The organism is Paenibacillus piri (genome assembly GCF_004354045.1).
Classification (GTDB): Bacteria; Bacillota; Bacilli; order Paenibacillales; family NBRC-103111; genus Paenibacillus_S; species Paenibacillus_S piri.
Map to the genome: position 1 here is coordinate 30,251 of NZ_SMRT01000013.1, position 23,947 is coordinate 54,197.

Annotated in this window: 19 protein-coding genes; 16 read left to right on the forward strand and 3 right to left on the reverse strand. The window is 51.5% G+C overall.

Annotated features, from left to right (window positions below):
• The first annotated feature begins 70 nt into the window (after positions 1-70).
• The 14 genes from E1757_RS23395 to E1757_RS23460 all read left to right on the forward strand — a co-directional run bounded on the left by E1757_RS23395 (position 71) and on the right by E1757_RS23460 (position 18,616).
• Positions 71-487, forward strand: a complete 417-nt coding sequence (locus E1757_RS23395) for a CBS domain-containing protein (RefSeq protein ID WP_133232674.1) — start codon at positions 71-73, stop codon at positions 485-487.
• Between the two features lie 55 nt (positions 488-542).
• On the forward strand, positions 543-845 hold the full coding sequence (locus E1757_RS23400; RefSeq protein WP_133232676.1) for a MazG-like family protein: 303 nt from the start codon (positions 543-545) through the stop codon (positions 843-845).
• A gap of 2 nt (positions 846-847) precedes the next feature.
• Positions 848-1,774: a DUF2232 domain-containing protein gene (locus E1757_RS23405; protein WP_133232678.1), complete on the forward strand. Its 927-nt coding sequence runs from the start codon at positions 848-850 to the stop codon at positions 1,772-1,774.
• 23 nt (positions 1,775-1,797) lie between these two features.
• On the forward strand, positions 1,798-3,759 hold the full coding sequence (locus tag E1757_RS23410) for a DHH family phosphoesterase (protein WP_133232680.1): 1,962 nt from the start codon (positions 1,798-1,800) through the stop codon (positions 3,757-3,759).
• Positions 3,756-4,202 (forward strand): 50S ribosomal protein L9, encoded by a 447-nt coding sequence (rplI, locus tag E1757_RS23415; protein WP_133232682.1) that lies wholly within the window; start codon positions 3,756-3,758, stop codon positions 4,200-4,202. The genes E1757_RS23410 and rplI overlap by 4 nt, the downstream gene beginning before the upstream one ends.
• A gap of 268 nt (positions 4,203-4,470) precedes the next feature.
• Positions 4,471-5,808: a replicative DNA helicase gene (gene dnaB / locus E1757_RS23420; RefSeq protein ID WP_181956688.1), complete on the forward strand. Its 1,338-nt coding sequence runs from the start codon at positions 4,471-4,473 to the stop codon at positions 5,806-5,808.
• Positions 5,809-6,019: 211 nt separating this feature from the next.
• Positions 6,020-7,303 (forward strand): adenylosuccinate synthase, encoded by a 1,284-nt coding sequence (locus E1757_RS23425; protein WP_133232686.1) that lies wholly within the window; start codon positions 6,020-6,022, stop codon positions 7,301-7,303.
• 322 nt (positions 7,304-7,625) lie between these two features.
• Positions 7,626-9,497, forward strand: a complete 1,872-nt coding sequence (locus E1757_RS23430) for a sensor histidine kinase (protein ID WP_165972254.1) — start codon at positions 7,626-7,628, stop codon at positions 9,495-9,497.
• Complete coding sequence (locus tag E1757_RS23435) at positions 9,469-11,016, forward strand: response regulator transcription factor (protein WP_133232690.1); 1,548 nt, start codon at positions 9,469-9,471, stop codon at positions 11,014-11,016. Before E1757_RS23430 ends, E1757_RS23435 begins: the two co-directional genes overlap by 29 nt.
• Positions 11,017-11,254: 238 nt before the next feature.
• Positions 11,255-12,163 (forward strand): ABC transporter permease, encoded by a 909-nt coding sequence (locus E1757_RS23440; RefSeq protein WP_133233000.1) that lies wholly within the window; start codon positions 11,255-11,257, stop codon positions 12,161-12,163.
• Positions 12,164-12,178: 15 nt separating this feature from the next.
• Positions 12,179-13,060 carry a carbohydrate ABC transporter permease gene (locus tag E1757_RS23445; RefSeq protein ID WP_133232692.1) on the forward strand — a complete coding sequence of 294 codons (882 nt, stop codon included), beginning with the start codon at positions 12,179-12,181 and terminating at the stop codon, positions 13,058-13,060.
• A 42-nt stretch (positions 13,061-13,102) separates the two neighbouring features.
• Complete coding sequence (locus E1757_RS23450) at positions 13,103-14,779, forward strand: extracellular solute-binding protein (RefSeq protein ID WP_133232694.1); 1,677 nt, start codon at positions 13,103-13,105, stop codon at positions 14,777-14,779.
• Between the two features lie 43 nt (positions 14,780-14,822).
• Positions 14,823-17,360, forward strand: a complete 2,538-nt coding sequence (locus E1757_RS23455) for a hypothetical protein (protein WP_133232696.1) — start codon at positions 14,823-14,825, stop codon at positions 17,358-17,360.
• A gap of 401 nt (positions 17,361-17,761) precedes the next feature.
• A complete protein-coding gene (locus tag E1757_RS23460) occupies positions 17,762-18,616 on the forward strand; it encodes a hypothetical protein (protein WP_133232698.1) in 855 nt (284 codons plus the stop codon).
• Between the two features lie 182 nt (positions 18,617-18,798).
• Here E1757_RS23460 and E1757_RS23465 read toward each other — a convergent pair whose 3' ends face one another.
• From E1757_RS23465 to E1757_RS23475, 3 genes are all read right to left on the reverse strand, one after another.
• Positions 18,799-20,175 (reverse strand): MFS transporter, encoded by a 1,377-nt coding sequence (locus E1757_RS23465; protein WP_133232700.1) that lies wholly within the window; start codon positions 20,173-20,175, stop codon positions 18,799-18,801.
• 135 nt (positions 20,176-20,310) lie between these two features.
• On the reverse strand, positions 20,311-20,736 hold the full coding sequence (locus tag E1757_RS23470; RefSeq protein WP_133232702.1) for a MarR family winged helix-turn-helix transcriptional regulator: 426 nt from the start codon (positions 20,734-20,736) through the stop codon (positions 20,311-20,313).
• Positions 20,737-21,255: 519 nt separating this feature from the next.
• A complete protein-coding gene (locus tag E1757_RS23475; RefSeq protein WP_133232704.1) occupies positions 21,256-21,444 on the reverse strand; it encodes a hypothetical protein in 189 nt (62 codons plus the stop codon).
• 47 nt (positions 21,445-21,491) lie between these two features.
• Between E1757_RS23475 and E1757_RS23480 the strand changes: the two genes are divergently transcribed.
• Together E1757_RS23480 and yycF are read left to right on the forward strand one after the other, a co-directional pair.
• Positions 21,492-22,916 carry a M23 family metallopeptidase gene (locus E1757_RS23480; RefSeq protein ID WP_133232706.1) on the forward strand — a complete coding sequence of 475 codons (1,425 nt, stop codon included), beginning with the start codon at positions 21,492-21,494 and terminating at the stop codon, positions 22,914-22,916.
• A gap of 305 nt (positions 22,917-23,221) precedes the next feature.
• Positions 23,222-23,944, forward strand: coding sequence for a response regulator YycF (yycF, locus tag E1757_RS23485; protein ID WP_133232708.1), 723 nt, complete (start codon positions 23,222-23,224; stop codon positions 23,942-23,944).
• The last annotated feature ends 3 nt before the right edge of the window (positions 23,945-23,947 follow it).

Below are 23,947 nucleotides of genomic sequence, written 5' to 3' on the forward strand. Positions count from 1 at the left end.
AGTGTATTATGAAGTAGGGCCGGTTCGGATGGACAGATAGCGGATTTTACCGTGTGAAAGGGTGGCTTGAGTGAATATAGCGTTTTTTCTGTTGCCTAAAGAAGAAGTCATTTATTTATCTCCCGACTCAACGATGCGCCAAGCGCTGGAACGAATGGAATACCACCGGTATTCTGCGGTTCCATTGATCGATCAGGATGGCAAATATGCGGGCACGATTACCGAAGGCGATTTGTTATGGAAATTGAAGCATTCTCCCGAAATCGGGTTTGATAATGCGCATAAGGTTCAGCTGAAGGACGTTAGTCAGCATATGGCAATAAAACCGGTTCGGATCGATCAGCAGATGCAGGATTTGATTACATTGGCAACCAACCAGAACTATGTACCGGTAATCGACGATAACGAGGTGTTTATCGGCATTATCCGCCGTCGGGAGATCATCGATTATTGCTTCAAGCTGTGGCAGGCCGAACAAAAGACATAGAATTGTGGTATAATTAACTAAAGCTTCGGTTAAAGAGAAAGGCGGCATGTCCAGCATGGAAAGAGAGATGGATTTGGCGAAGCGGGCTAAAATCATTGAATGGCTGAAAACGGAAATCGTGGATCAAATGGCGCATCTGCTCAAAGGGATCTGGGAAGGCAGCCATCCTAAAATTATAGACGGTTTAGCAAGTCTTGTTTCATGCAGCTACATACTGGGCAGACGGTTAGGAATCTCTTTTCGCAGTTTAGATGAAGCGGTTTTGGAAAAAATGAAGAAGCATAGAGCTGAAGGACATCAACTGGAAGAATGGTACGGCGATATTTCCGCTTTGGAAGAACATATGCGTAAGAGGTGAACATGTTGGGGAAAGGTTCTGCAAGAATGCTCGGCTGGAGCTTGCTGACAGCGGTCCTGCTCCTGTCGGTTTTATCACCATTGAATATCATTACGTTTAATATATTAATGGTGCCTGTGCTGGTTCAATATACGAGACTGGAGACGAAACGGTTTTTATCGTTTTACGGTATTAGCCTTGCTATTGTTTACGTGCTAACTTCCTTGCTCATATCCGGCTGGGGCGGCGCGGTGCTGGTGGCGATTTCCTTGTTTTTTCTGCCTCCCGTCATTCAAATGGGCAATTTGTATAAAAAACGGGCCGCGGCGCGTACGGTATTGACGGTTGGTACCGTCACGCTGCTGATTGAAATGCTGCTCAGCATATTGGTCGCCTATATGTTCGGGTTTAACCTGATCGCCAAAATGAAGACGTTTATGCTGGAAATCATGGACACCTGGCCCGCACAGCTGAAAGGCATGCTGGTTGTGGAGCCGGATGCGCTCGTTCAATTGATGAGCAAAATGCTGCCGCTGTATATGATCGGGTCGTCCCTGTTTATTATCGTCATTACGCACTGGCTGGCAAGAAAGCTGTTGAACCGTTCCGGCGAGTCGATCCCGGCGTTTAAACCGATTCGCGAATGGATGCTGCCGCGGTCGTTTGTATGGTATTATGTAATCGCCTTGTTTATGGAGTTTTTCGTGAGGGATCCGAACTCGATTTTGTATTCGCTGCTGCTGAATTTGCTGCCGCTGCTGACAGCCGTGTTTGCGATACAAGCGATTGCGTTTTTATTTTATGTTGCTCATACGAAGAATTGGAGTCGGGCGCTGCCTGTTGCCGGAATTATCATACTGCTGATTTTTCCGCCGGCGTACTTTATGTTCAGTTTGCTCGGCGTGTTCGATGTGGCTTTCCCGATCCGAGAACGTATGACCCGAAAATAAGTAATGGATTAGGGGCGAGATGAATGCCGAAGTTCCTGCTAAAGCGTTGGCACGGCTTGCATATCGTATGGATATTCGTTTTACTAACGGTTTTAATATTTATACTGCTGCTGTATCAATGGGTAATCGGCGTGATTGCCTTGATGGTGTGTGGGGTTTTAGCTTATTTCACGTTAAAGGCGGAGCAGGCGTTCCGCAAAGATTTAAATCATTATGTCGCTACACTGTCCCACCGGATCAAGCGTGCGGGGACGGATGTCATTCACGAGCTGCCGCTCGGGATTTTGCTCTATAACGAAGAGAAGGTCATCGAGTGGCATAACCCGTTTGTGGCGAAAATGTTCGGCAAGGATTCGCTGATCGGCGAGCAGCTTCTGGAGCTGTTTCCCGCTTTGAAGTCCCGCAAGGAAAAGGAATTGAAGCTGGAAATGGAAGTCGGCAAATGCCTGTACATGGTACAGCTCCGAACGGAAGAGCGGCTGCTGTATTTTACCGATATAACGGAGTTTAGGCAGTTGGCGAACCGGTTTGAGGAAGGGCGGCTGGCGATCGGCATTGTGATGATGGACAATCTCGATGAAGCGACGCAGGGGATGGACGATCAAACCCGCAGCATTATGATGGCGAGAGTGACCGGCGAAATTACGGAATGGGCACAAAAAAATCATGTGTATCTACGGCGCACGGCATCGGACCGGTATTTGATTCTGATGGATCAAAAGGGCCTGAAGGCTTTGGAGCAGTCGCGGTTTGAAATATTGGACGAGGTTCGCGATTTAACGATCGAGCACAAGCTGCCGCTGACGCTCAGTATCGGGATTGGGTCCGGCAGCGATTCGTTAACGGAGGTCGGGCAGCTGGCGCAGACGAGTCTGGACATGGCGCTGGGGCGCGGCGGCGACCAGGCGGCCGTAAAGATCGGCGAGCGGCTGTCCTTTTATGGCGGACGCTCCAATGCGGTTGAGAAACGGACGCGCGTCCGGGCGCGCGTTATCTCCCACGCGCTGCGCGACCTGATCAAGGAATGCGACAAGGTCATTATTATGGGGCACCGGTACCCGGATATGGATGCGATTGGCGCGGCCATCGGGGTCCTGAAGGCGGTGCACGTCAGCAATAAAGAGGGATATATCGTACTGGAAGGCGTCAACCCTTCGATTCAAAAGCTGATGGATATGATCTATGAGGATGAGAAGCTGAACCGCTGGTTCATCACGCCGGAGCAGGCGATGCAAATTACGAATCAGCGAACGCTTGCCGTTGTCGTGGACACGCATAAGGCGTCCATGGTGGCCGAACCGAAGCTGCTGCAGCTGACGCAGCGCAAATTCATCGTCGACCATCACCGTCGCGGCGAGGAGTTTATCCAGGATGCGACGTTGGTGTATATGGAGCCTTACGCTTCCTCCACCTGCGAGCTGGTGACGGAGCTGCTCCAATATTTCAACGACCGGCTGACGATGGGCGTTCTGGAGGCAACGGCGCTGCTGGCCGGCATTGTAGTGGATACGAAAAGCTTCAGCCTCGCCACAGGCGCAAGAACGTTCGAAGCCGCCTCTTTCTTGCGCCGCAACGGAGCGGATTCCTCGCTCGTTTCGCGGCTGTTGAAGGAGGAGCTGAGCTCCTACATCCAGAAGTCGGAAGTCATCAAAAATGCGGTCGTCATCTATGACCATATCGCGTTGGCCGTGACCGAGCCGAATCATAAATATTCACAGCTGCTCATTGCTCAAGTGGCCGATACGTTGTTGACGATGACCGGGATCATGGCTTCCTTTGTCATAAGTGAACGCCCTGACGGACTGATCGGCATCAGCGCCCGGTCGCTCGGTCAGATGAACGTGCAGGTGGTCATGGAGCGGATGGGCGGCGGCGGGCATTTAACGAATGCCGCGACGCAAATAGAAGGCACGATTTCCGAAGCGACCCAAAAGTTAAAGCAAATATTAAGTGAAATGCATGCAGAGGAGGGGCTTTTCGAATGAAAGTCATATTGTTGAAGGATGTCAAAGGACAAGGCAAGAAGGGCGACATTAAGGAAGTATCCGAGGGCTATGCAACCAATTTCCTGTTCCCGAAGCAATTGGCCGCCGCGGCCAACGAAACGGCTGTAAAAATGCTGAACAATCAGAAGAAAGCGGAGCAGCGCAAAAAGGATGAGGAAAAGGCGGATGCCGTAGAGCTGGGCAAGAAGCTGGAAACGTTGACGGTGGAGCTGAAAGCGAAATCCGGCAAGGACGGGCGTTTGTTCGGGGCGATTCCGAGCAAGCAGGTGGCCGAAGAGCTGGAAAAGCAGCAGCAGATCAAGCTGGATAAGCGTAAAATATTGATGGAAGAGCCGATTCGTACGCTGGGCGTAACGGAAGTCGGAGTGAAGCTGCATCCGGAAGTGACGTCGAAGCTGAAGGTCCACGTGGCGGAGGAGTGAACCCGTTCAGCTTTGCTGAACACCGGGGAATCAGATGGGGACTCTACCCCACCAGATTCAAGGCCCACCTTAGAGGTGGGGGTCTTAACCCGATAAAGTCGTAATCGGATAAAGATCGGGTGGCGGCAAACGCCATATGGCTTCGTGCGTGCAACCGACCGAATCCGTGATTGTGCGCGCTTGAATGCAGGTACGTGCGAAAACAGCTCGGGCATGGCCGCGCTCAAATCAAACCTGGCTTTAGGAGGAATCGAGCTTGAACGAAGGTATGTTTATGGATCGCATCCCTCCGCAAAATTTGGAAGCCGAGCAAGCGGTGCTCGGCGCTATTTTGCTTGACAGCGATTCACTCGTGACCGCGATGGAACGCATCTCAAGCGATGACTTTTATCGCACATCGCATCAGCGCATCTTCGAATCGATGGTCGAGCTGGCGGAGGAGAATGAGCCGATTGATTTGATTACGCTAACCGCCGCGCTGCAAAATAAACAGCAGCTGGAGGATATCGGCGGAATCAAATATTTGTCGGAGCTCGCGAATGCGGTACCGACAGCGGCGAACATCGACTACTACGCGCAGATCGTCGAGGAGAAGTCGATGCTGCGCCGGCTGATCCGCACCGCGACCAATATCGTGACCGAGGGCTACTCCAGCACCGACGAGGTCGGCGATTTGCTGAGCGATGCGGAACGGCGCATTCTCGAAATATCGCAGCGCCGTTCGAACACCGGATTCATCGCGATCCGCGATGTGCTGATGGAAGTGTTCGACAAGGTCGAGTTTTTGTATAACAACAAAGGCGGCACGACGGGCATTAAATCCGGCTTTTTGGATTTGGATAAAATGACGGCCGGTTTCCAGCGGTCCGACCTGATTATCGTGGCCGCGCGCCCATCCGTCGGGAAGACGGCGTTCGCGTTGAATATCGCGCAAAACGTCGGCGTACGCGAGAAGCAGACAGTGGCCATCTTCAGTCTCGAGATGGGCGCCGCGCAGCTCGTGCAGCGGATGATTTGCGCGGAAGCGAATGTCGATGCCTCGCGCATGCGGACAGGCTATCTGGAGCAGGATGACTGGGAGAAGCTGACGATGGCGATCGGCGCGCTGTCCGAGGCGAACATATATATCGACGATTCGCCGTCTGTGACGGTCGCCGATATTCGCGCCAAGTGCCGCAGGCTGAAGCAGGAGAGAGGTCTCGGGATGATCCTGATCGACTATTTGCAGCTGATCCATGGCCGCGGCAAGGGAGATAACCGGCAGCAGGAGGTATCGGAAATTTCGCGTACCTTGAAGCAAATAGCGCGTGAGCTGGATGTTCCCGTTATCGCGTTGTCCCAGCTTAGCCGGGGCGTCGAGCAGCGTCAGGACAAGCGGCCGATGATGTCCGACTTGCGGGAATCCGGTTCGATCGAGCAGGATGCCGATATTGTCGCGTTTTTGTACCGCGATGATTACTACGACAAGGAATCGGAGAAAAAAAATATTATTGAAATCATCATCGCCAAACAGCGTAACGGTCCAGTCGGCACGGTGGAGCTCGCTTTTCTGAAAAATTACAACAAGTTTGTCGGATTGGATAGGACGCATCAAGAAGTCGGGTAGCGCTGCGCGCCAAAATTCGTAACCGTCCGGAGCAATGCCGCCGGGCGGTTTTTCATGGACAGAGGTTCCCGCAATATCCGAACGTTGTCAGATTGGGCAACGAAATTGTTCGTTTTAAATTGACTTTGCACAGAGGTACTGCTAAACTATTCATGGTGCTTTAGGCCTTTTGACTAATTATAGGTGAATTTCACCTGATGGGGGTATGTAGATGTCGACGGTTGTGGTTGTCGGAACCCAATGGGGCGATGAAGGAAAAGGGAAAATCACGGATTTTCTCGCCGAATCTGCCGAAGTGGTGGCGCGTTATCAAGGCGGTAACAATGCGGGCCATACAATACTGATTGAAAATAAAAAATATAAATTAACGATGATTCCTTCGGGTATTTTTTACAAAGATAAAATTTGCGTGATCGGTAACGGGATGGTGATCAACCCGGGCGCACTGCTCGAAGAGATTCAATATATTCATGATAACGGTTTTACGACGACGAATTTGCGCATCAGCGACCGGGCACATCTCATCATGCCGTACCACTTGCTGCTGGACGGCCTGGAAGAGGAGCGCAAGGGCGACAACAAGATCGGAACGACCCGCAAAGGGATCGGTCCTTGCTATATGGACAAAGCGGCGCGGAACGGAATCCGGATTGCCGATCTGATGGATACGGAGGAGTTTAAACGCAAGGTTCGGCAAATGGTGGCCGAGAAAAACGTGCTGATCGAGCAGGTATACGGTTCCAATGGCTTGGATGCGGAAACGATTATCGAAGAGTATTTGGGCTATGCGGAGCGCATCCGTCCTTATGTTACGGATACTTCCGTCGTATTGAACGACCAGATCGATGCCGGCAAAAAGGTGCTGTTCGAGGGCGCCCAAGGCGTTATGCTGGATATTGACCAAGGCACTTATCCATATGTTACTTCGTCCAATCCGTCCGCCGGCGGCGTATGTATCGGCTCCGGCGTAGGCCCGTCGAAAATACGCCAGGTCATCGGCGTTGCCAAAGCGTATACGACACGTGTCGGCGATGGCCCGTTCCCGACGGAGCTTCATAATGAAACCGGCGACTGGATTCGCGAAAAAGGACATGAATACGGTACTGTAACCGGAAGACCGCGCCGTGTCGGCTGGTTCGACAGCGTCGTCGTGCGCCATGCCCGCCGTGTCAGCGGCATTACCGGCTTGTCTTTGAATTCGTTGGACGTTCTGGCAGGGCTTGAAACGGTGAAAATTTGCACCGCCTACAAGATCGGTGACGAGATTATCGAGCATTATCCGGCAAGCTTGAACCTGTTAGCTAAATGTGAAGCAGTATATGAGGAGCTTCCGGGCTGGAGCGAGGACATTACGGGCGTACGCAAGCTTGAAGAGCTGCCGGCCAACGCGCGCCGCTATGTCGAACGTGTAGCAGAGCTGACGGGCATCCCGATCGCAATCTTCTCCGTCGGACGCAACCGCGAGCAGACAAATTTGGTTAGACCGATTTACTAAGCCAAATAAGGGATAACAAACAGAGGCAAGCCTGGGAGAGATTTTAGCGGAAACACGGGTTCCGCTATGCAAAGCTAAGGAGCCTATTACAGTATCAAAGAGAGCCATAACGGAACTTTTGTTTCCGCTATGGCTCTCTTTTTTTAGGTTCTTCAAGCGATAGCGGAACAAAAAATGCAGTGGACTGAGGGAAATTTTACCGGGCCGGTTTCCGTAAATTTTCAAGATTTCCATAAGAAAAATAGAGGCATCCACGCAAGGAATAGAGTAAACTGGTTGCAAAGCATGCACAGCATCCAAGCCCATGACCGGGAGGGAGCCAATGGTATTTTTTGCACGTAGAAGCTTTTCGCAGAAGCTGATCATTAGCTTGAGTGTGGTGATTCTGTTCACTTTTGCCGTATCGGGATATATAACCTATAAACTCCATGTGCATTTATTCACGGAAGAAATAAGCGCGCAGTTTTCCAAGACGAACGAGCAGGCCGCGGCCAGGCTGGATCTGCAAATTCGCGATATATACCGGATATCGAATTTTATTGTATTTCATCCGTATATCGAGCAAGTGCTGAAACGGTCGGCGCAAACGGAGATGAGGGAGACGTACACTCAACTGTCGGACCAGGACGAGCTGAATAAGCTGTTGTTTCAAGTTAAATACGATGAACCGAAGCTGGTCTCCATGTATTTGTATGACGTGAAGGATAACGGGTTTATTTTTAGCGGCGTCGGCTCTTCTTCGATCCGGCTGGGCAAGGAAGTCTACAATTCGATTAAAGACAAGCTGGACGGTTCTTTCGGCAACCTGATTTGGTTTCCTCTCCAGCTTCCAAGCAGCGATGCGGCTTCGGGATACCGGCATTTTTTTGCCGCGGCGCGGTATATGAAAACCATTCAACAAGATTCCTACGGCATGATGGTAATGCTTTTTGATCAATCGTTAATTTCGGAGTATTTGAATGAATTGGTTAAAGATGAACAAGCCAATGTGTTTCTTTACGATAAGATGGACCACCCCGTTTACAGCGATATCGAAGATTTAGCCGGGTCCCCGGTTCCGGGCGATATAGTCAACAAAAGCATCTCGACCGTAAACGGCCAGCCGTATTTGTACGCCAAAAGCCGCTCGGGTCAGGTCGATTTTACATTGGTCAGCCGCGTTTCATTGGAAGCGCTGCAGTCGAAAAGCACGATTATATTTCAAATTAATGTGCTCATTGGTCTCGTGAGCTTGGGTCTTGCAGGGATTCTTGTATTCTGGACAGGCAACCGGCTGCTTCACCCGCTTCGCGAGCTTGTGCAAGGGATGAGGCGGATGAGAGAGGGAGACTTTCAGATTCGGCTGGCGGTTCGTTCGGACGACGAGCTTGGATTTATGGCCCGGGGGTTCAACGCAATGGCGGAAAACCTCGACAAGCTGGTCAAGGAAGTATACGAGCGCCAGCTTAACGAGCGTGAGGCGGAGCTGACGGCCTTGCAAGCACAGCTTAACCCGCATTTCCTGCATAATACGCTCGATACGATTTATTGGAAGCTGTATTTGCAGGATGACCGTGAAACGGCCAAGCTGGTTGTTTCATTATCCGATATGCTGCGTTATGCATTGGAGCCGGTAGATATAAGAACTACGCTTCATGATGAATTTACGCAAATCCGCAACTATTTAACGATCCAGAACCACCGTTTCGGCCATGAGCTGGAGACGGTCGTCCAGATCGAGGAAGAGCTTGCGCAGGCGCCGGTACCCCGGTTGATCCTGCAGCCGCTTGTGGAAAATGTATTTGTCCATGCATTCACGGAGATGGCTGCCGGACAGGTGCTGATTATACGGGCGTATAGAGGAAGCGTACGGGAGGAGAAAAAGGAGGGGGGCCGGGAAAAACCGGATACCATCATCGTGGAAATTATGGATAATGGCAAAGGGATGACGGTTGAGCAAATAAATGGGGTATTGGAGGCCGCCCGGACGGCCAGGGTACACGGCGACAATCCGGAAGATTTGGCCCCGCGTCCGCGCGGCGGAAAACGCCGCATTCATGTAGGTGTACGAAGCGTGATGAGACGTTTAAATTTGTTGTACGGGGAGCCGTACGGCCTGCAAATCGAATCGAAGCCGGGAGCGGGAACCGTATTCCGCTTATTTCTACCGTTGGGAGGCGAGCAAGATGAGAGGCACCGTTATGATCGTGGATGACGAGCCGCTAATCCGCAAAGGACTGACCAAGCTCATTGAGACGAACGAGCTTGGCTGGACGGTAGCGGGGGAGGCAGGCAACGGCCGGGAGGCTGTTGAACGGCTGGAGGAGCTGGAGCCGGACCTGATCCTTACCGATATCCGGATGCCGGTAATGGACGGCATAGAGTTGGCGAAACATGTAGCGGAAAGCAACCTTGCAATGACGGTTATCATGCTTACCGGTTACCGTGATTTTGAATATGCCCAGGCTGCGGTCCGTTACGGTGTGAAGGAGTTTCTGCTGAAGCCTTGCCCGGAGGAAGAGATTTGCCGTGTGCTGAGGGAAAGCTACAGCAAATTCCGGGAGCGCAGGGAGATGAAGGAAAAGGAGTGCAGAGTGCACCAAGTTCAAGAGGATCACGCGCTGCGGGCGTCGCTTCTCCGGCTCCCCCCGCCTTCGGGAGGCCAATCGCAACCGGGCGAATGGTTGGACGGGCACGGCTTCTGGCTGGTTAAGGTTGAAACCTTTATGCCGCAGGCCAAAGAATACCGCCCCGAAGACGAGCAGCTGCTGCAGTTTGCAATTGGAAATATTATGGAGGAGCTGATGGAGGAGCGGGTCCGCCGGGGCCGGTGGATTACAGTAGAATACGGTCTATTTGCTTTATTTCTCGAACCGGCTGATAACAACCCGCTTTTCTTTGAGCAATTGTGTATGACCGTAGAGAGGCTTCTTGGCATACCGTTGGCCGTCTTGCCGTTAGGAAGCGTGTCCTCCGCCTTGGAGGCGGCAAACCTGTATGAGGCTTACTGCTCCGAGGCAGCTTCGCAAACGGAGAACCTGGAGGATACGGATGCCGACTCCGGCCGAATGGTCGAAACCCGGGTGCGAACTGTACAGGCTGAGATGACCTCCTTTCTTCTTCTGGGCCGGCATGAGGAGCTTCCGGTTTATCTGCGCCAAACGGTTTGGGAGGGCCGTCAGCAGGGCACATTGGCCCAATGCAAGACGGATGCGTTATGCCTGGCATTGGCGATACGCGAGGTGATGCGAAAGGAACTGGCCGCCGGGCAGGGGGAGCGGGATATCAGCACGGAAATAAGCGAGCTCAGGGTTATGGAGACGCAGGAGCAGGTTAACGCTTGGGTCCAGGAGCGGATTTCCATATTAGAGCAGTCAATAGCGCAATGGCTGGAGGAGCGGAACGGAAGATTAGCCGAACGGACCATTCGTTATATTGAGCAGTACTATATGCAGGAATGCAGTCTCGCCGGAGTTGCTTCTCACCTTCATCTGAACGCCAACTATTTCAGCAATTTGTTTAAGAAGCAAACCGGCGAAAGCTTTATCTCTTATTTGATGCGGTTCAGGATGGATAAAGCGAAAATGCTGCTCACGAATACCGACATGAGAATTTCCGAAATCGCCGACGCCGTAGGCTACGCCGATTCCAATTATTTCGCTACTGCCTTCAGGCAAGCGGCCGGACAGTCGCCGTCCGAATACCGCAAGCAGCATCAGCCGAAGCTGAAATAGATTAAAGAGGCCGGACCTAAACGCCGGCCTCTTATTTTGTTGGGAAATTACAGGGGACCTTGTTCTGTAGATTTTTAAGATAACGCAGTAAAGATCGAAGGTTGCGTAGGGGCCAACCCTTATATAATAAGCATACGCCATTATTTCGAGAGGAGCCTTGTAACCTATGTCAACCGCACCAATGTCCTCAGAGTCCGCTACCGCAGCACACGCATCCGGCACGGAGCTGCAGCGGCGCATGCGGCAGGCGGCCCGCCGCCGGAGGTGGAAAGCGAACATTCCGCTGATGCTGCTGTTTATCCCGGGCCTCCTCTTTTACGCCATATTCAAATACGCGCCGATGGGCGGCTTGATCATTGCTTTTAAAGACTACACGTTTTTTGACGGCGTGTTCGGCAGCGAGTGGGTCGGACTGAAAAATTTCGAGACGATCTTTAAACAGCCGCAGACCATCGGCATTATCCGGAATACGATTATTCTCAGCATGCTGAACGTGTTCGTCGGGTTTCCGTTTCCGATTCTTCTCGCGATTCTGCTGAATGAAGTCAGAAAGACATGGTATAAACGGACGATCCAAACGATTGTGTACTTGCCCCATTTTTTCTCATGGGTCATTATCGGCGGCTTTGTCCTGACCTTGTTTTCGACCGAATCGGGCACCATAAATCATACGCTGAAGAGCTGGTTCGGGGAGCCGTTTCCGTTCCTGTTCAACCCGGGATCCTGGATTACGATTTATGTCGGATCGGGAATTTGGAAGGAGATGGGCTTCAGCGCCATCATTTATTTGGCTGCGCTCACCTCGATTGATCCCAGCTTGTATGAATCGGCCAGCCTGGACGGGGCGAACAAGTTTCAGCAAATCCGTCACGTGACGCTTCCCGGTATCAGTACCACGATTGTTCTGATGTTCATTCTGGCGATGGGCCGGCTGATGGAGGTGGGCTTCGATCATGTCTACATCCTGCAAAACCCCACGGTGTCCAGTGTAGCGGACGTCATCAGCACCTTTATGTATCGGATCGGCTTGCAGGGGGCGCAGTTCAGCCTGACGGCCGCGATGGGGCTGTTCGAATCAATCGTCGGTCTGATCCTTGTCTTAACGGCCAATGCGCTGGCCCGCAAATTCGACAAGGGACTTTGGTAAAGGAGGAACTACTCAATGAAATCGACGGTCGGGGAAAAGTGGTTTTACGCAATCAATTATATCATCCTGACGCTGCTCGGCGTGACCTGCCTGTTTCCGCTTATTAATACCATTGCCATCTCGCTAAGCGACACGCATGCGATCGCTTCGGGCAGGGTAACCTTTTATCCAATCGGGTGGAATACGGAAGCATTCGTCTCCTTGCTTAAGGGGACGCGCATTCTGTCCGGTCTGCAAAACAGTATGATCATTACGGTTGTCGGCGTTGCTTTAAGTATGTCGGTGACCATTATGACGGCATATCCGATCTCCCGCAGCATTTTTTACGGCAGACGGTTTTTCACACTGGCTATGGTGTTTACGATGTTGTTCTCCGGAGGTCTGATTCCGACGTATCTGGTTGTTAAAGCGCTGGGCTTGATGAATTCTTACTTTGCGCTCTGGCTGCCGGCGCTGATCAGTACGTACAATCTGCTCGTCATGCGGACGTTTTTTGAAAATATCCCTACCGAGGTAGACGATGCCGCCAGAATCGACGGATGCTCGGAGATGGCTTATCTGATGCGGATTGTGCTGCCGCTGTCGATGCCGGTCATCGCGACGTTGACGTTATTTTACAGCGTCGGCTACTGGAACATGTTTATGAATGTGCTGATCTACATCCACGAAACGAGCAAGTTTAACCTGACTGTACTCGTGCAAAACATGATTCAAAGCCAAAACCTGCTGCAGGAGCTGGTCAACAGCGGCGTTACCTCGGGGGTGCAGGTGGAGGTCGTGCCGGAATCGCTGAAGGCGGCCGGTGTGTTGGTCATGGTGGTGCCGATGCTGCTCGTCTATCCGTTTTTGCAAAAGTATTTTGTTAAGGGTGTCATGCTCGGGTCCGTTAAGGGCTAAGCTTGAAATCATACACATTTCATCCGTGAAAGGGGTTTCAGAATGAAAACCAATACGAAAATGGCCGCTTTTCTGGCGCTTTCATTAACCGGGGGCGCTGTGCTGGCAGGCTGCGGGTCAAATTCCGACGGCGGTGCCCAGGCTGGAGAAGGCGGAGCCAAGGCAAACGAACCGAAGAAGGATATTTCTGTATCGATCTATGACCGGGGCACGGTGTCTCCGGATGCCGGCACGATTGAAAATAACGCATGGACCAAATGGATTAATGAAAACGGTCCGGCCAACGTGAAATTCGTAGCGATTCCGCGGACGAAGCCGGAGGAAAAAATCAATGTGCTGTATGCGTCGGGCAGCGCGCCGGATCTGCTGTTCGAGTACAGCCCGAAAACCAGAGACCCGCTGCAGCAGCAAAAGCAGTTCATGCCTCTCGATGAGCTGATTGATAAATACAGCGTGGATTATAAAAAAATACTGCAAGAAAACCCTTCGCTGAAAAAAGCCGGCACGAAGGAGGATGGCAAGCAATACTACTTAGGTAGAATTAACCGCGGCGAGCCGAACCGGGGCTTTCTTATCCGTACGGATTGGCTGAAAAAGCTGAATCTGCCGATGCCGCAAACGACCGAGGAGCTGTACCGGGTGTTGAAAGCGTTCGCGGAGCAGGACCCCGACGGTAACGGCAAAAAGGATACGTACGGAATTTCCCTGAGCAGTAACTCCGGGCACAGCTTAAGGCAGACCTTTGGGGCTACCTCCAAATGGGTGGTGAAGGATAACCAGCTCGTTCTGGATTGGGATCGGGTGAAGGCGTACAACGCATTTGCCAAAAGGTTGTTTGACGAAGGCCTGATCGATAAAGATTTCGTCAACGACGCGAACGGCGCCAAGGCGAAGCAGGATTTCATTAACGGGAAAACCGGAATTTACGGATTCTTGAATTCAAACACGACTGGGGAGAAAATCTCAACGGTCGATCCGTTAAAGAAAAACGTGCCGACAGCCGAGGTCGACTTCCTCGCATATCCGAAGAGTCCGTTCGGTGCTTTCCTGCCGACACTGCAAAATCCGGTGCAAATGACAGCGGCAATCAGCGCTACGGCCAAAAATCCGGAAGCCGTTATGAAATACGTCGATTTCCTCGTTAAGGATACAACGGCTAAAACGCTTGAGCTCGGCGTCGAAGGGACGCATTACAAGATGACGGACGGCTGCCCGGAAGTTTTGGATCCCGCCAAGCTGAAGAAGGAAGTGGGCGATCTCACTGGCGATATGCGGATGCTGCAAAGCGTATCGGGTTACAGCAAGTGCGATGTGCCGCTGGTGCAGTTCAAGAGCGATCCGCGGAAGGAAGAGCATCAGCAATTCCGCGATGCCTTCTTGAAAACGTATCTAAACTTCGACCGTCCCTATCCGGAGCTGACCATTTCCGAGCACATGCCGACGCCTCCCAAGGATTTGAACACCATTGAGTCGAACACCGACAAAGCGATGGGCGATATTTGGCTGAAGGCCGTTGTAAGCGGCGATAAATATTCCGTTGACCAAGCGTTGAAGGATGCGCAGGATGCTTGGAACAAGGCGGGCGGCGCTCAGGTGGAAGGCTGGTATAAGAAATGGTATGAGACGGACAAGGATAAAGCCTTCCTGGCTAAGGACGCGATTGAAATTACCCAAAAGCAATACGAGCAATACAAAAAAGTGGTGGAAGGCTTAAAGTAAGTACAAGCAGCTTATCTCTTGTTGAAGCGGAGGAATAAAGCCCATGAATGAAGTGAATCCGGACAAAACCGTCCGGGCTTGGCTGTACGCGGGACCTTTCGACAAAGATGTTTCCGATTTGTACGACGATAACTATAAGGTTCCCGTACAACCGTATTTGCCTTTGCTGGCAGAGGCGGAGGAACAAGCCGGACGGTTAACGCCGAGGGAAGGCGATGAGCTTTCCCTTTTCGGAGAAACGTGCCTGTGGAAGCTGCTGCGTACCGATCCTTCCGAATACAAAATGACTTGGGCAAGGTTCGGCGTGCATGCACGGCTGCTGGTGACCTATGCGTACACGCGGCTGGATGCTCCGGAAGAAGGCGTGTACGCCTGCCGACTTTGGTTGGCCGGCTCAGCCCGCATTTATGTTAACGGGCATAAAATTTTTGACCATACGAAAGTAGGCAGAGTGACCGGAGAATTTACGGTAGAGCTCCCGCTCGCCGCCGGCTCCAATGATGTGTTGATCGTATTAGGCAACGTGCATCTGCACTGCATGAATTCCTTTTCGTTCGAGCTGGAGTACGGGGCGGTTCCGGTTCGCCCCTCGCTGCCGCTGCTGCTCTCCGGTAAAGCGCGGCGCGGGCTGGAGGACGATTTCCGGCAGTTTTATTTAAGCAGCGGCACGGTGAGCGGCTCCGAGCCTGTCTTGCTGGAATGGGAAGAGGAGCTTCGAAGCGGAGGCCTGTTCAGCCTAATCCTGTATAAAAGCGTAAGAGGAATGCCGAAGGAAGAGGTGTACCGGCATCAAGCACGTTTAGCCGGTGCGGACTTGTCTTTGGAGCTTGTCCAAGCGGACCGGCTGCCGGAGTCCGGGGAGTATTTGCTTACGGTTGATTACGAAGGCGAACAAGGGGAGAGGATCGGCGGCATCTCCTTGTCCTTTAAAAAAATCGATTGGCTGGATACTCTGCCGGAAACCGGGTATTCCGGGCGAAAGCGGTTTATGCTGGAGAGGCTGGCTGAAACGGGCTATGAGACGCGGTCGGTTATTCACCGCGAGCTGGCCAAGATGGAAGCCGGATTGTGGGACGCGGTTGATCCTGTGGCGATTGACGCATCGCTGCAGTACATCAACGATCGCTACGACTGCGCTGACTTCGCGCTGCACGGTTTGCTGCGGATGTACGCCAAACATGCGGATGGCGGACATATCCCGCCGGAGCTGAAGGAGAGGATGAAAGCTTGCATCCTCGGGTTTAAATATTGGGTCGATGAGCCGGGGAGATCGATGATGTTTACACGCTCGGAAAATCACGAGATTTTGTTTTACAGCGCCGAATATATAGCCGGATTGATGTTCCCCGGGGAACATTTTCCAAACAGCGGGCAAAACGGATTGTTCCATGCGTTAAAAGGTCAGCTGAAATCGGAGCGCTGGATTAAGGAAAAGGGCACATACGGCTACATGGAATGGCATTCCAACACATATTACGAAGAAGATATGCTGGCGCTGCTGAACCTGCATGATTTTGGGGAGGAAAACGGTTATCTTCGCATTTTGGCGCGTCAGCTGCTTGACCTGACTGTAGCGATTATGGCTTCGCACAGCTACAAAGGTGTCATGGCGACTACCCACGGCCGAAGCTATGAGGACAGCATTATCCATCCCGAGCTGGAATCGATGAGCCATCTGAATTGGCTGCTGTTCGGTCAGCCGAAACGTTTGGCGAAGAAGCTATCGATCGGCTGCGTTGCGCTTGCGGGCAGCGGTTACTCGCCAAATCCGGAGTGGGAGAGGGTAGCGAGCAGCGAAGAGGAGCTGTTCACGTTAACCCGGATGGGACTGTTTCCGGACAGAGGTATGGACGGGGTCAATTGCGCGACTTACCGGACTAAGGATTATATGCTGTCCGGCATGGTCGGGTCGAAGAAGGGACAGCACGGCGGCCAGGTGCACGCGGGGCAAGCGCTTTTGGACGGAACGGTGCCTGTGTTCGTCACCTGCTTCGATAATAAATCGGAGATGACACGGCCGTCTTATTGGGGCGGGCAGTACCTCAATCCGAAGACGATAGCGCATAAAAATGTGCTGGCCTATATATACCGGCTTGGGAAAGGCCCGGGGTATACCCATTGCTACTTCCCGTTTGACCGGTTCGATGAAACGGCGGAGCTTGGGGGATGGCTGTTCGGCCGAAAAAACGAAGCGTATATTGCGGTTTACTCACAGCGGCCGTACACGAAAACAACGTCGGGCAAATACAAAAACTGCGAGCTGCTTTGTATGGAAAAAGATAATATTTGGCTGTTTGAGACAGGCAGTCTTACGCAATCGGGTCCGTTCTCCCAATTTGTGAAGTCGGTAACCGATGCGAAGTTGTCAGCAGAGGATGAAGGGCTGCTTTATGTATCGTCGTCTCTTGGGCCGGTTGTGCTCGATTATGACAAGACGTGCTCCGTCGGCGGGCAGCCTGTCCCGGAGCGGGACGACGGTTATCCGCTAATCTCAAACCGTTATGCGCATGGGGAGTACGGTACAGGAATTACAAAGCTGCAGCTGGAAAGCGGAGTTAAAATATTAAACTTCTTGATCTGACTGCCGGTAAGAACCTCACGAAACCTGTAATGTGAAGGGCTTGCGGAAGGTTTGGCCTGAACGGCCTGTAACGGAACCCCAATTTCCGTTATTTACGCTACAGCCCAAAAAGCAGCCGATAGCGGAAGGAATATTCCCTCAATGTTCGCCTAAACAGCGCTGCAGGTTAAAAAACGGAGCAATAACGGAACTTTTACTTCCGCTGTTGCTCCGTTTTTAGTTTTCTTAAGATAACGGAAATTTGACTTCGTTAAAGGCTCGTCTCCTGCGAATGCGGCTCAGTTGGGGCGCTTTGTCCGCGGGAATGCCTCCAGTTTTCCTTCGCTACGGTTGGCTTGCGCGTTTTTCGTCAATACTGGGGATGAGATATGCAAACCAGAGCCGGGAGATGAGGAACCGAGATGAAAGCCATACATTGGTTGTCGAAGCTGGTCATTAGCGCCTTGATTACGTCCTTGATTTGTGTGGTATCGACCTTTTGGGTCGTCAATACATATGTCGATATGATTTTGGAGCAGTACAATCTGAAGTCGGCCGTCAGCGCCACGCCGGATTGGTCGAAGTTTGCAGCGCATGCAGGCAAGCAGCTGCAGGGCTTTCGGCTGTTTGGCGGCGCGGCCGGAGGGACGGCTGGCGCCAACGGGCAGGCTGCGAATAAATCGGGCATGGCGGGGGACGGCACGCTTCCGGCCATCAGTATCGGCGAGCAATCGGGCGCCGGCTCCGATGGGAGCGAAGGCGGGGCATCCGAAACGAAGCCATCGCAATCGACCGGCAAGGAAAGCTCGACGCAGCGCAAGCCGCCGGAGGATGCCGTGGCCGTGTTCGGTCATGGAAGCGGCGATAAGACTGCTCCGGGTGCGGGAAGCGGCACAGGAAGCTCCGCAGGCAGCGGCACCGGTACGGAAGCCGGGAGCGCCGCGCAGAGCGGGAAGAGCGCTTCGGGAAGCGGAATATCGCCAGGCGGAAGTTCAGTACCCGGCAGCGGCACAGGTTCGGGCTCGGAGACCGACGAGAAAATCGTCGTTTCCGCAGAGCAGTTTACGAAGAAGAAGGACCAGCTTTCAACGGAAAATAAAAATAAAATTTTCAACATGCTCGTTACCCGGGTTCCGCAAAAAGAAATGCAAGCCATTACCAACATGATGGAAGGCGGCATTACGGCCAGCGAGATGAAAGAGATCGAGAAGCTGTTGAAAACGTATATGAAACCGGACGAATACGATCAGCTGCTCCGTATGATTCAATCCGAGTAGCAGGCGGGCTTGCAGGTATGCAGAAAAATCGATCCCTTGCGATGGGGGACGGTTCCGATCGGCAAATGCCCGCCGTTTGAATGGATTTCCTGGGTGCAGCTTGGTCTGGTCCGACGCCGGCCGGAAAGGAAGCGGCAGCTATGCTGCAGCCAGGCGCAGTCGACACGTTCATACACTATTTCTTAGTCGTGTCTCCTGGCAATACGGAAAGACGCAACAAAGCTCAATATGACGAAAAACAACTGAGCAAATAAGGCCAACATGATTCCCGTCGATATACTTTGGTTAACGTATTCGCTCACAGCGATGAAAGCTCCGCCTATTCCGATGCTCAGTCCCGGACAAAAGGCGTCGACGAATTGAAGATAGGCGGAAACTTCTCCTTCCTCGCCCGGACGGGCATGCTGCAGAGCAATGGCTCCTGTAGTCGGGTTCGCCAAGCCAATACCGAAGCCGGTAAATATTTGCGAAATCATGGCAAATACAATTCCGCCGCTTTCAAGCCCTACAGCCGCTATGACCAGCGATACGCCCACGATCATTAAACCGATACCGCCCGTTACCCTTTTTTTTCTGCCATGACCGCCATCCTTTTCGTCCAGTTTGGATTGCAGCCAAGCTGCGAAGGACCAGCTTAACGCACCTGCAGCGACAATCAACCCGGCAAGTTCTGACGACAAGCCTTTGACCTCCGTCAAAGCCAATACAACGCAGCTCTCGGTGGCAATGTAACATGCGATATACAACCCTCTTGAGATAATCGTCGCCGGAAGTCCTTTCCGGACGGTGAACGTGCCTTCAGGAAGCAACCTGTGGAGAGGCCGAATCATGACGGTCAGCCCTAAAATCGAGAGCGCAATGCCTTTCCAATCGGACACAAAGCTCAAACCGGTCAACAGCAGCCCCGTACCGATCGTCAGCAATAAGGCGTATCCTTCTTTGCCGCCGCCTTTTTTAATGGGAAGATTCCCCGCTTGAAGCTTGCGAAAGGAAGGAAGCGTCAGCAATAAAGCCAATGCGATCAATGGCAGTACAAGCCAGAACACAAATCTCCACGATACATATTCGGCCAATAACCCGGCAAAATAAGGCCCGATCAAAGCGGGCAAAATATAAGCGCTTGAAAAGGCAGCCAAAATTTTCGTTCGCAGCGCATCGGGATAGCTCAATGTAATGCTATAGTAAACGCAAGTTACAACAGCTCCGGAGCCAAAGCCTTGAAACGCTCTCCCTCCGATTAACATCGGCATATTCGAAGAAGCGGCTGCTATCAGAATACCCGTCACAAAGATCGCGATAGATAAGGCAAATGAGCGAAACACGCCGATTTTGCCGATTTGCTGACCAATGACCATCGTTCCCAATATTTGCGACAACAGAAAGGCGCTGAATATCCAGCCGTATAAGTGAATACCGTTTAATTGCCGTGCCAATTCAGGAGCAATCGTCGTAATGGCCAAGCCCTCGAACGCCACTGTAGTAACAGCCAAAATAATTCCGATTGTCAACGCCCGATAACGAGCATCCCAAATTCCTGTTTTGCTCCCGCTTTTTTCCATTTGCGCACCTCTTGATTTACTTGCCAAAGCGGTAATTGCTATAGCAAGTATATGATATAAAAAATGTTCAATAAATGGTCTTGACTATAGTTGCCATGGCATCTATATGCCCAAAAAAAAGACGAACTCGAATTTTTAAAGGTCTTTAACGTTGTTATACATGACCGCAAGTATTCTTCTAAATGTTTCAACTTCTTCCTCGGATAATCCTTCGATCGTTTTCTTATACGCTTCTAACGACGGAGCAAGAATATCCTCCTTGAGGTCGCGGCCTTTGGCGGTTAAATATACGCGCAGCGATCTGCGGTCCGTCTCATGGGTTACGCGATGAACGAAGCCCTTCTTTTCAAGCTTGAACAGCATTCGGGCTATGTTCGTCTGATCTTTGTAAAGTCTTTCCGCAAGGTCTTTTTGCGTGATGCCTTCCTTTTCCCATAAAATAACTAATATTTCCCATTGGTCCACCGTAATATCGAAAGGGTTGACCACTTTTTGATAGTAATTGTTAAGCTTTAAATCGGCCCGGTGTACAATAACGCCTATATACTTTTCTAATTCCAATGGTACCCTCCTTCATAATAGACATGATTATAGTTGCTATGACCATTATATATCCGGTCAAGGACAGCGTCAACTCCGTTCCGCATCCCCTTATTTGGGAATTGGGTAGGGATAGTCGGGCTTCCCGGAACCAATTCGACATAATATGAGCACATCTTCCTACTGTGTTTTCGGCCTCGAAGCAGGTAATTTTATCCATTCTTCTATAAAACATCCGCTGATATCCTCAATTTGACCTCATATGAACGCCGCGAAATTTGACTGATTATGACTTCTAACCATGAATGATGTTGAAAGAAAGGGCTTCGATATGGTAGATTAGTAAGGGAGTGTTTTAAATACGAGAGTTTATTTATTTGTTTTATAGGATTTGTTATGCGCGATATTCGTAAAAAACGGCTGAAAAGGAGTAAATCATGAAAGTTTTCAGGGGAATGGGTTGGGTTAAGGAGCTGCTGGACAAGTCGAAGCATAAGCTCTCCAAGATCCAATTGCAAAACTTGACTACCAAGATGAGAGTCAAACCGGCAGCAACGTTACAAGAAACATCGGCATCGGAAGCAGCAGCGCCAGAACCGGCGATTGCAGAAGCGTCAACAGCAGACACACCGACAGCAGATACACCGACAGCAGGGACATCCACAGTAGAAACAGCTGCAACAGCTGCAGCAGAAACACCAACGGAAACATCGGAAACATCCGCGGCATTAGCGGTATCACCCGAAGAATCGGGATCGGAACAGCCGCAGCCTTTCATGCAGAAAGCATATGCAAGCATTCTTTTACATAAATGGAGCATTGCCAAGACGGTATCCGTACTTAGTGTAGTAACAGCTGTCATCTGGGGTGGGAACGCATTCGTAAAATTGAATATGACGCACATCGTTCATGTTTCGCTCAATGGACAAGAAGTCGGCGTTGTCAAGGACAAGGCGATTGTCGAGCAGTATGTAGCCGATAAGTCAGATGAATTGGAGAAAAGCAATAAAGACCTGCATTTGGTTGTAAGGACGCCAAAGGTTACATATACCGATGAAAAGGCTTTCCTGGCGGAGACGAACGAGCAGGAAGTATTGACCAAGCTTGCGGGCGCCATGTACGCCCAACCGGTAGGCACGGAGCTGCTGGTTGACGGCAAGCCGATGGGAATTTTAAAGGATCAGGAAACGGCCAGCCAGATGCTGGACCAGATTAAAACGACCGTGGTAAAGAAGAAGGACAGCGGTAAAGTCAAGGTGCTGTCCGCAACGCCTTCCGAGCCGATCGGCGAGGTCGAGCTGCAGAAGGTCGATTTCGTGCAAAAGGTGGAGCTGAAAGATATTCCGATTCAGCCTCAGGATGTCGTTAATCCGGAAGAATTGCGCAAGAAGCTGGAAACCGGCGATGTGCAGCCGACCAAATATACGGTGGAGAAAGGCGATTGCGTCTCCTGTATAGCGAAAAAATTCAATATACCGAAGCAGATGATTTATCAGAACAACCCGTGGATCGTAGACGATATGATCAAGGCGGGACAGCAGTTGGATTTGACCGTGCTGCAGCCGACATTGGCGGTACGAACGGTTGAAAAAGTGGTAGAGCAGCAGGAAGTTCAGTACGAAACGGAATACCAGAAAGACGATACGATGCGTGTCGGAAACGATCAGACGATCAAGGAAGGTAAGAATGGTCTGAAGAAAGTGATTATTCTTGTCACGAAAATTAACGGCCTGATGATCGAAGAGACCGTGCAGAATGAAGAAATCGTGCAGGAGCCGGTCAAGGCGCTCGTCCGTAAAGGAACGAAAGTAATCAAAGGCGAAGGCACCGGGAAATTCGCATGGCCTGTCGTATCCTCGACGATCAGCAGTACGTTCGGCTACCGCTGGGGGACATTGCATAAGGGCGTCGACCTGACATCCTCGAACAAAAATATTATGGCTGCCGATAACGGAAAGGTCGTATATGCCGGGAACAAGAACGACGGCTACGGCAATCAGATTATTCTCGATCATATGAATGGTTACCGGACGCTGTACGGACATTTGAGCCAAATTAATGTAACGTCAGGCAAGATTGTTGAAAAAGGCGAAAAAATCGGATATATGGGCAGTACCGGCGATTCCACCGGGGTGCATCTGCACTTCGAGGTTCAACGGAACGGTACGCCGGAAAATCCTTTGAAATATTTGAACCGCTAGCACTAATATATTCATATAAATAGAGAGAAAAAGGGCATGGACGAAACAGCGGAGCTGTCGTTCGTGCCTTTCTTTTTGGGATGAACCGAAAGTATACTTTACTCGCACAGCCCTGACACAGGCGTTCGTCCTTTGAGACGGCGAACCGATTATCCTCGGGCATCGCCGACGGGGCGTTATAAGCCATTTTTGCACATATTTAGGGGCTCAAAGGGCTTTTATAAGGGGAGTGTGGTAAAATAGAAGTATAACGGAATCAACCGAAGATGAAGAAGTCAAGCAATGACAGGCGGTGATCGTAAGAAATGGCGAAAATACTTGTAGTGGATGATGAACAGCCGATTGCAGATATATTGAAGTTCAATTTGGAAAAGGAAGGCCATGAGGTGATCTGCGCCTATGACGGCGGCAAAGCGGTCGAGCTCGCCTTTAAGGAGGAGCCGGATCTGATATTGCTCGATCTGATGCTGCCGGTCAAGGACGGCATGGATGTATGCCGGGAAGTGCGGGCCAAGCTGAACACGCCGATCATTATGTTGACGGCCAAGGATAACGAAATCGACAAGGTGCTAGGGCTTGAGCTGGGAGCCGATGATTACGTGACCAAGCCGTTCGGTACGCGCGAGCTGCTGGCGCGGGTGAAGGCGCATTTGCGGCGGCAGACGAAAACGAAGTACGCACCGCCGGCGGAAACGGAGTCGGAAACGAGGCAGGGCCTCCGGATTCAAGGGTTATTCATCGACAGCGATATGTACGTGGTGTACAAGGACGAGGTACCGCTCGATCTGACGCATCGCGAATTCGAGCTGGTGCAGTATATGGCCAAAAACAGCGGGAAGGTGATGACCCGCGAACACTTGCTGCAGGCTGTATGGGGCTTCGAATATTTCGGCGACGTGAGAACTGTGGATGTGACGATACGCCGGTTAAGGGAGAAGCTGGAGGACGATCCGAGCCGGCCGGAATATATTTTGACCCGCAGAGGTCTTGGCTACATGATGCGCAACACGAAGACCGGAGGCTTCTAAGCG

What these genes read in the sequence shown, in the direction of transcription:
- E1757_RS23400 (WP_133232676.1), top strand. Translation starts at nt 543, where the DNA reads ATGGAAAGAGAGATGGATTTGGCGAAGCGGGCTAAAATCATTGAATGG.
- E1757_RS23405 (WP_133232678.1), top strand. Translation starts at nt 848, where the DNA reads ATGTTGGGGAAAGGTTCTGCAAGAATGCTCGGCTGGAGCTTGCTGACA.
- E1757_RS23410 (WP_133232680.1), top strand. Translation starts at nt 1,798, where the DNA reads ATGCCGAAGTTCCTGCTAAAGCGTTGGCACGGCTTGCATATCGTATGG.
- rplI (WP_133232682.1), top strand. Translation starts at nt 3,756, where the DNA reads ATGAAAGTCATATTGTTGAAGGATGTCAAAGGACAAGGCAAGAAGGGC.
- dnaB (WP_181956688.1), top strand. Translation starts at nt 4,471, where the DNA reads ATGTTTATGGATCGCATCCCTCCGCAAAATTTGGAAGCCGAGCAAGCG.
- E1757_RS23425 (WP_133232686.1), top strand. Translation starts at nt 6,020, where the DNA reads ATGTCGACGGTTGTGGTTGTCGGAACCCAATGGGGCGATGAAGGAAAA.
- E1757_RS23430 (WP_165972254.1), top strand. Translation starts at nt 7,626, where the DNA reads ATGGTATTTTTTGCACGTAGAAGCTTTTCGCAGAAGCTGATCATTAGC.
- E1757_RS23435 (WP_133232690.1), top strand. Translation starts at nt 9,469, where the DNA reads ATGAGAGGCACCGTTATGATCGTGGATGACGAGCCGCTAATCCGCAAA.
- E1757_RS23440 (WP_133233000.1), top strand. Translation starts at nt 11,255, where the DNA reads ATGCGGCAGGCGGCCCGCCGCCGGAGGTGGAAAGCGAACATTCCGCTG.
- E1757_RS23445 (WP_133232692.1), top strand. Translation starts at nt 12,179, where the DNA reads ATGAAATCGACGGTCGGGGAAAAGTGGTTTTACGCAATCAATTATATC.
- E1757_RS23450 (WP_133232694.1), top strand. Translation starts at nt 13,103, where the DNA reads ATGAAAACCAATACGAAAATGGCCGCTTTTCTGGCGCTTTCATTAACC.
- E1757_RS23455 (WP_133232696.1), top strand. Translation starts at nt 14,823, where the DNA reads ATGAATGAAGTGAATCCGGACAAAACCGTCCGGGCTTGGCTGTACGCG.
- E1757_RS23460 (WP_133232698.1), top strand. Translation starts at nt 17,762, where the DNA reads ATGAAAGCCATACATTGGTTGTCGAAGCTGGTCATTAGCGCCTTGATT.
- E1757_RS23465 (WP_133232700.1), bottom strand. Translation starts at nt 20,175, where the DNA reads ATGGAAAAAAGCGGGAGCAAAACAGGAATTTGGGATGCTCGTTATCGG.
- E1757_RS23475 (WP_133232704.1), bottom strand. Translation starts at nt 21,444, where the DNA reads ATGCCGCGGATGTTTCCGATGTTTCCGTTGGTGTTTCTGCTGCAGCTG.
- E1757_RS23480 (WP_133232706.1), top strand. Translation starts at nt 21,492, where the DNA reads ATGCAGAAAGCATATGCAAGCATTCTTTTACATAAATGGAGCATTGCC.
- yycF (WP_133232708.1), top strand. Translation starts at nt 23,222, where the DNA reads ATGGCGAAAATACTTGTAGTGGATGATGAACAGCCGATTGCAGATATA.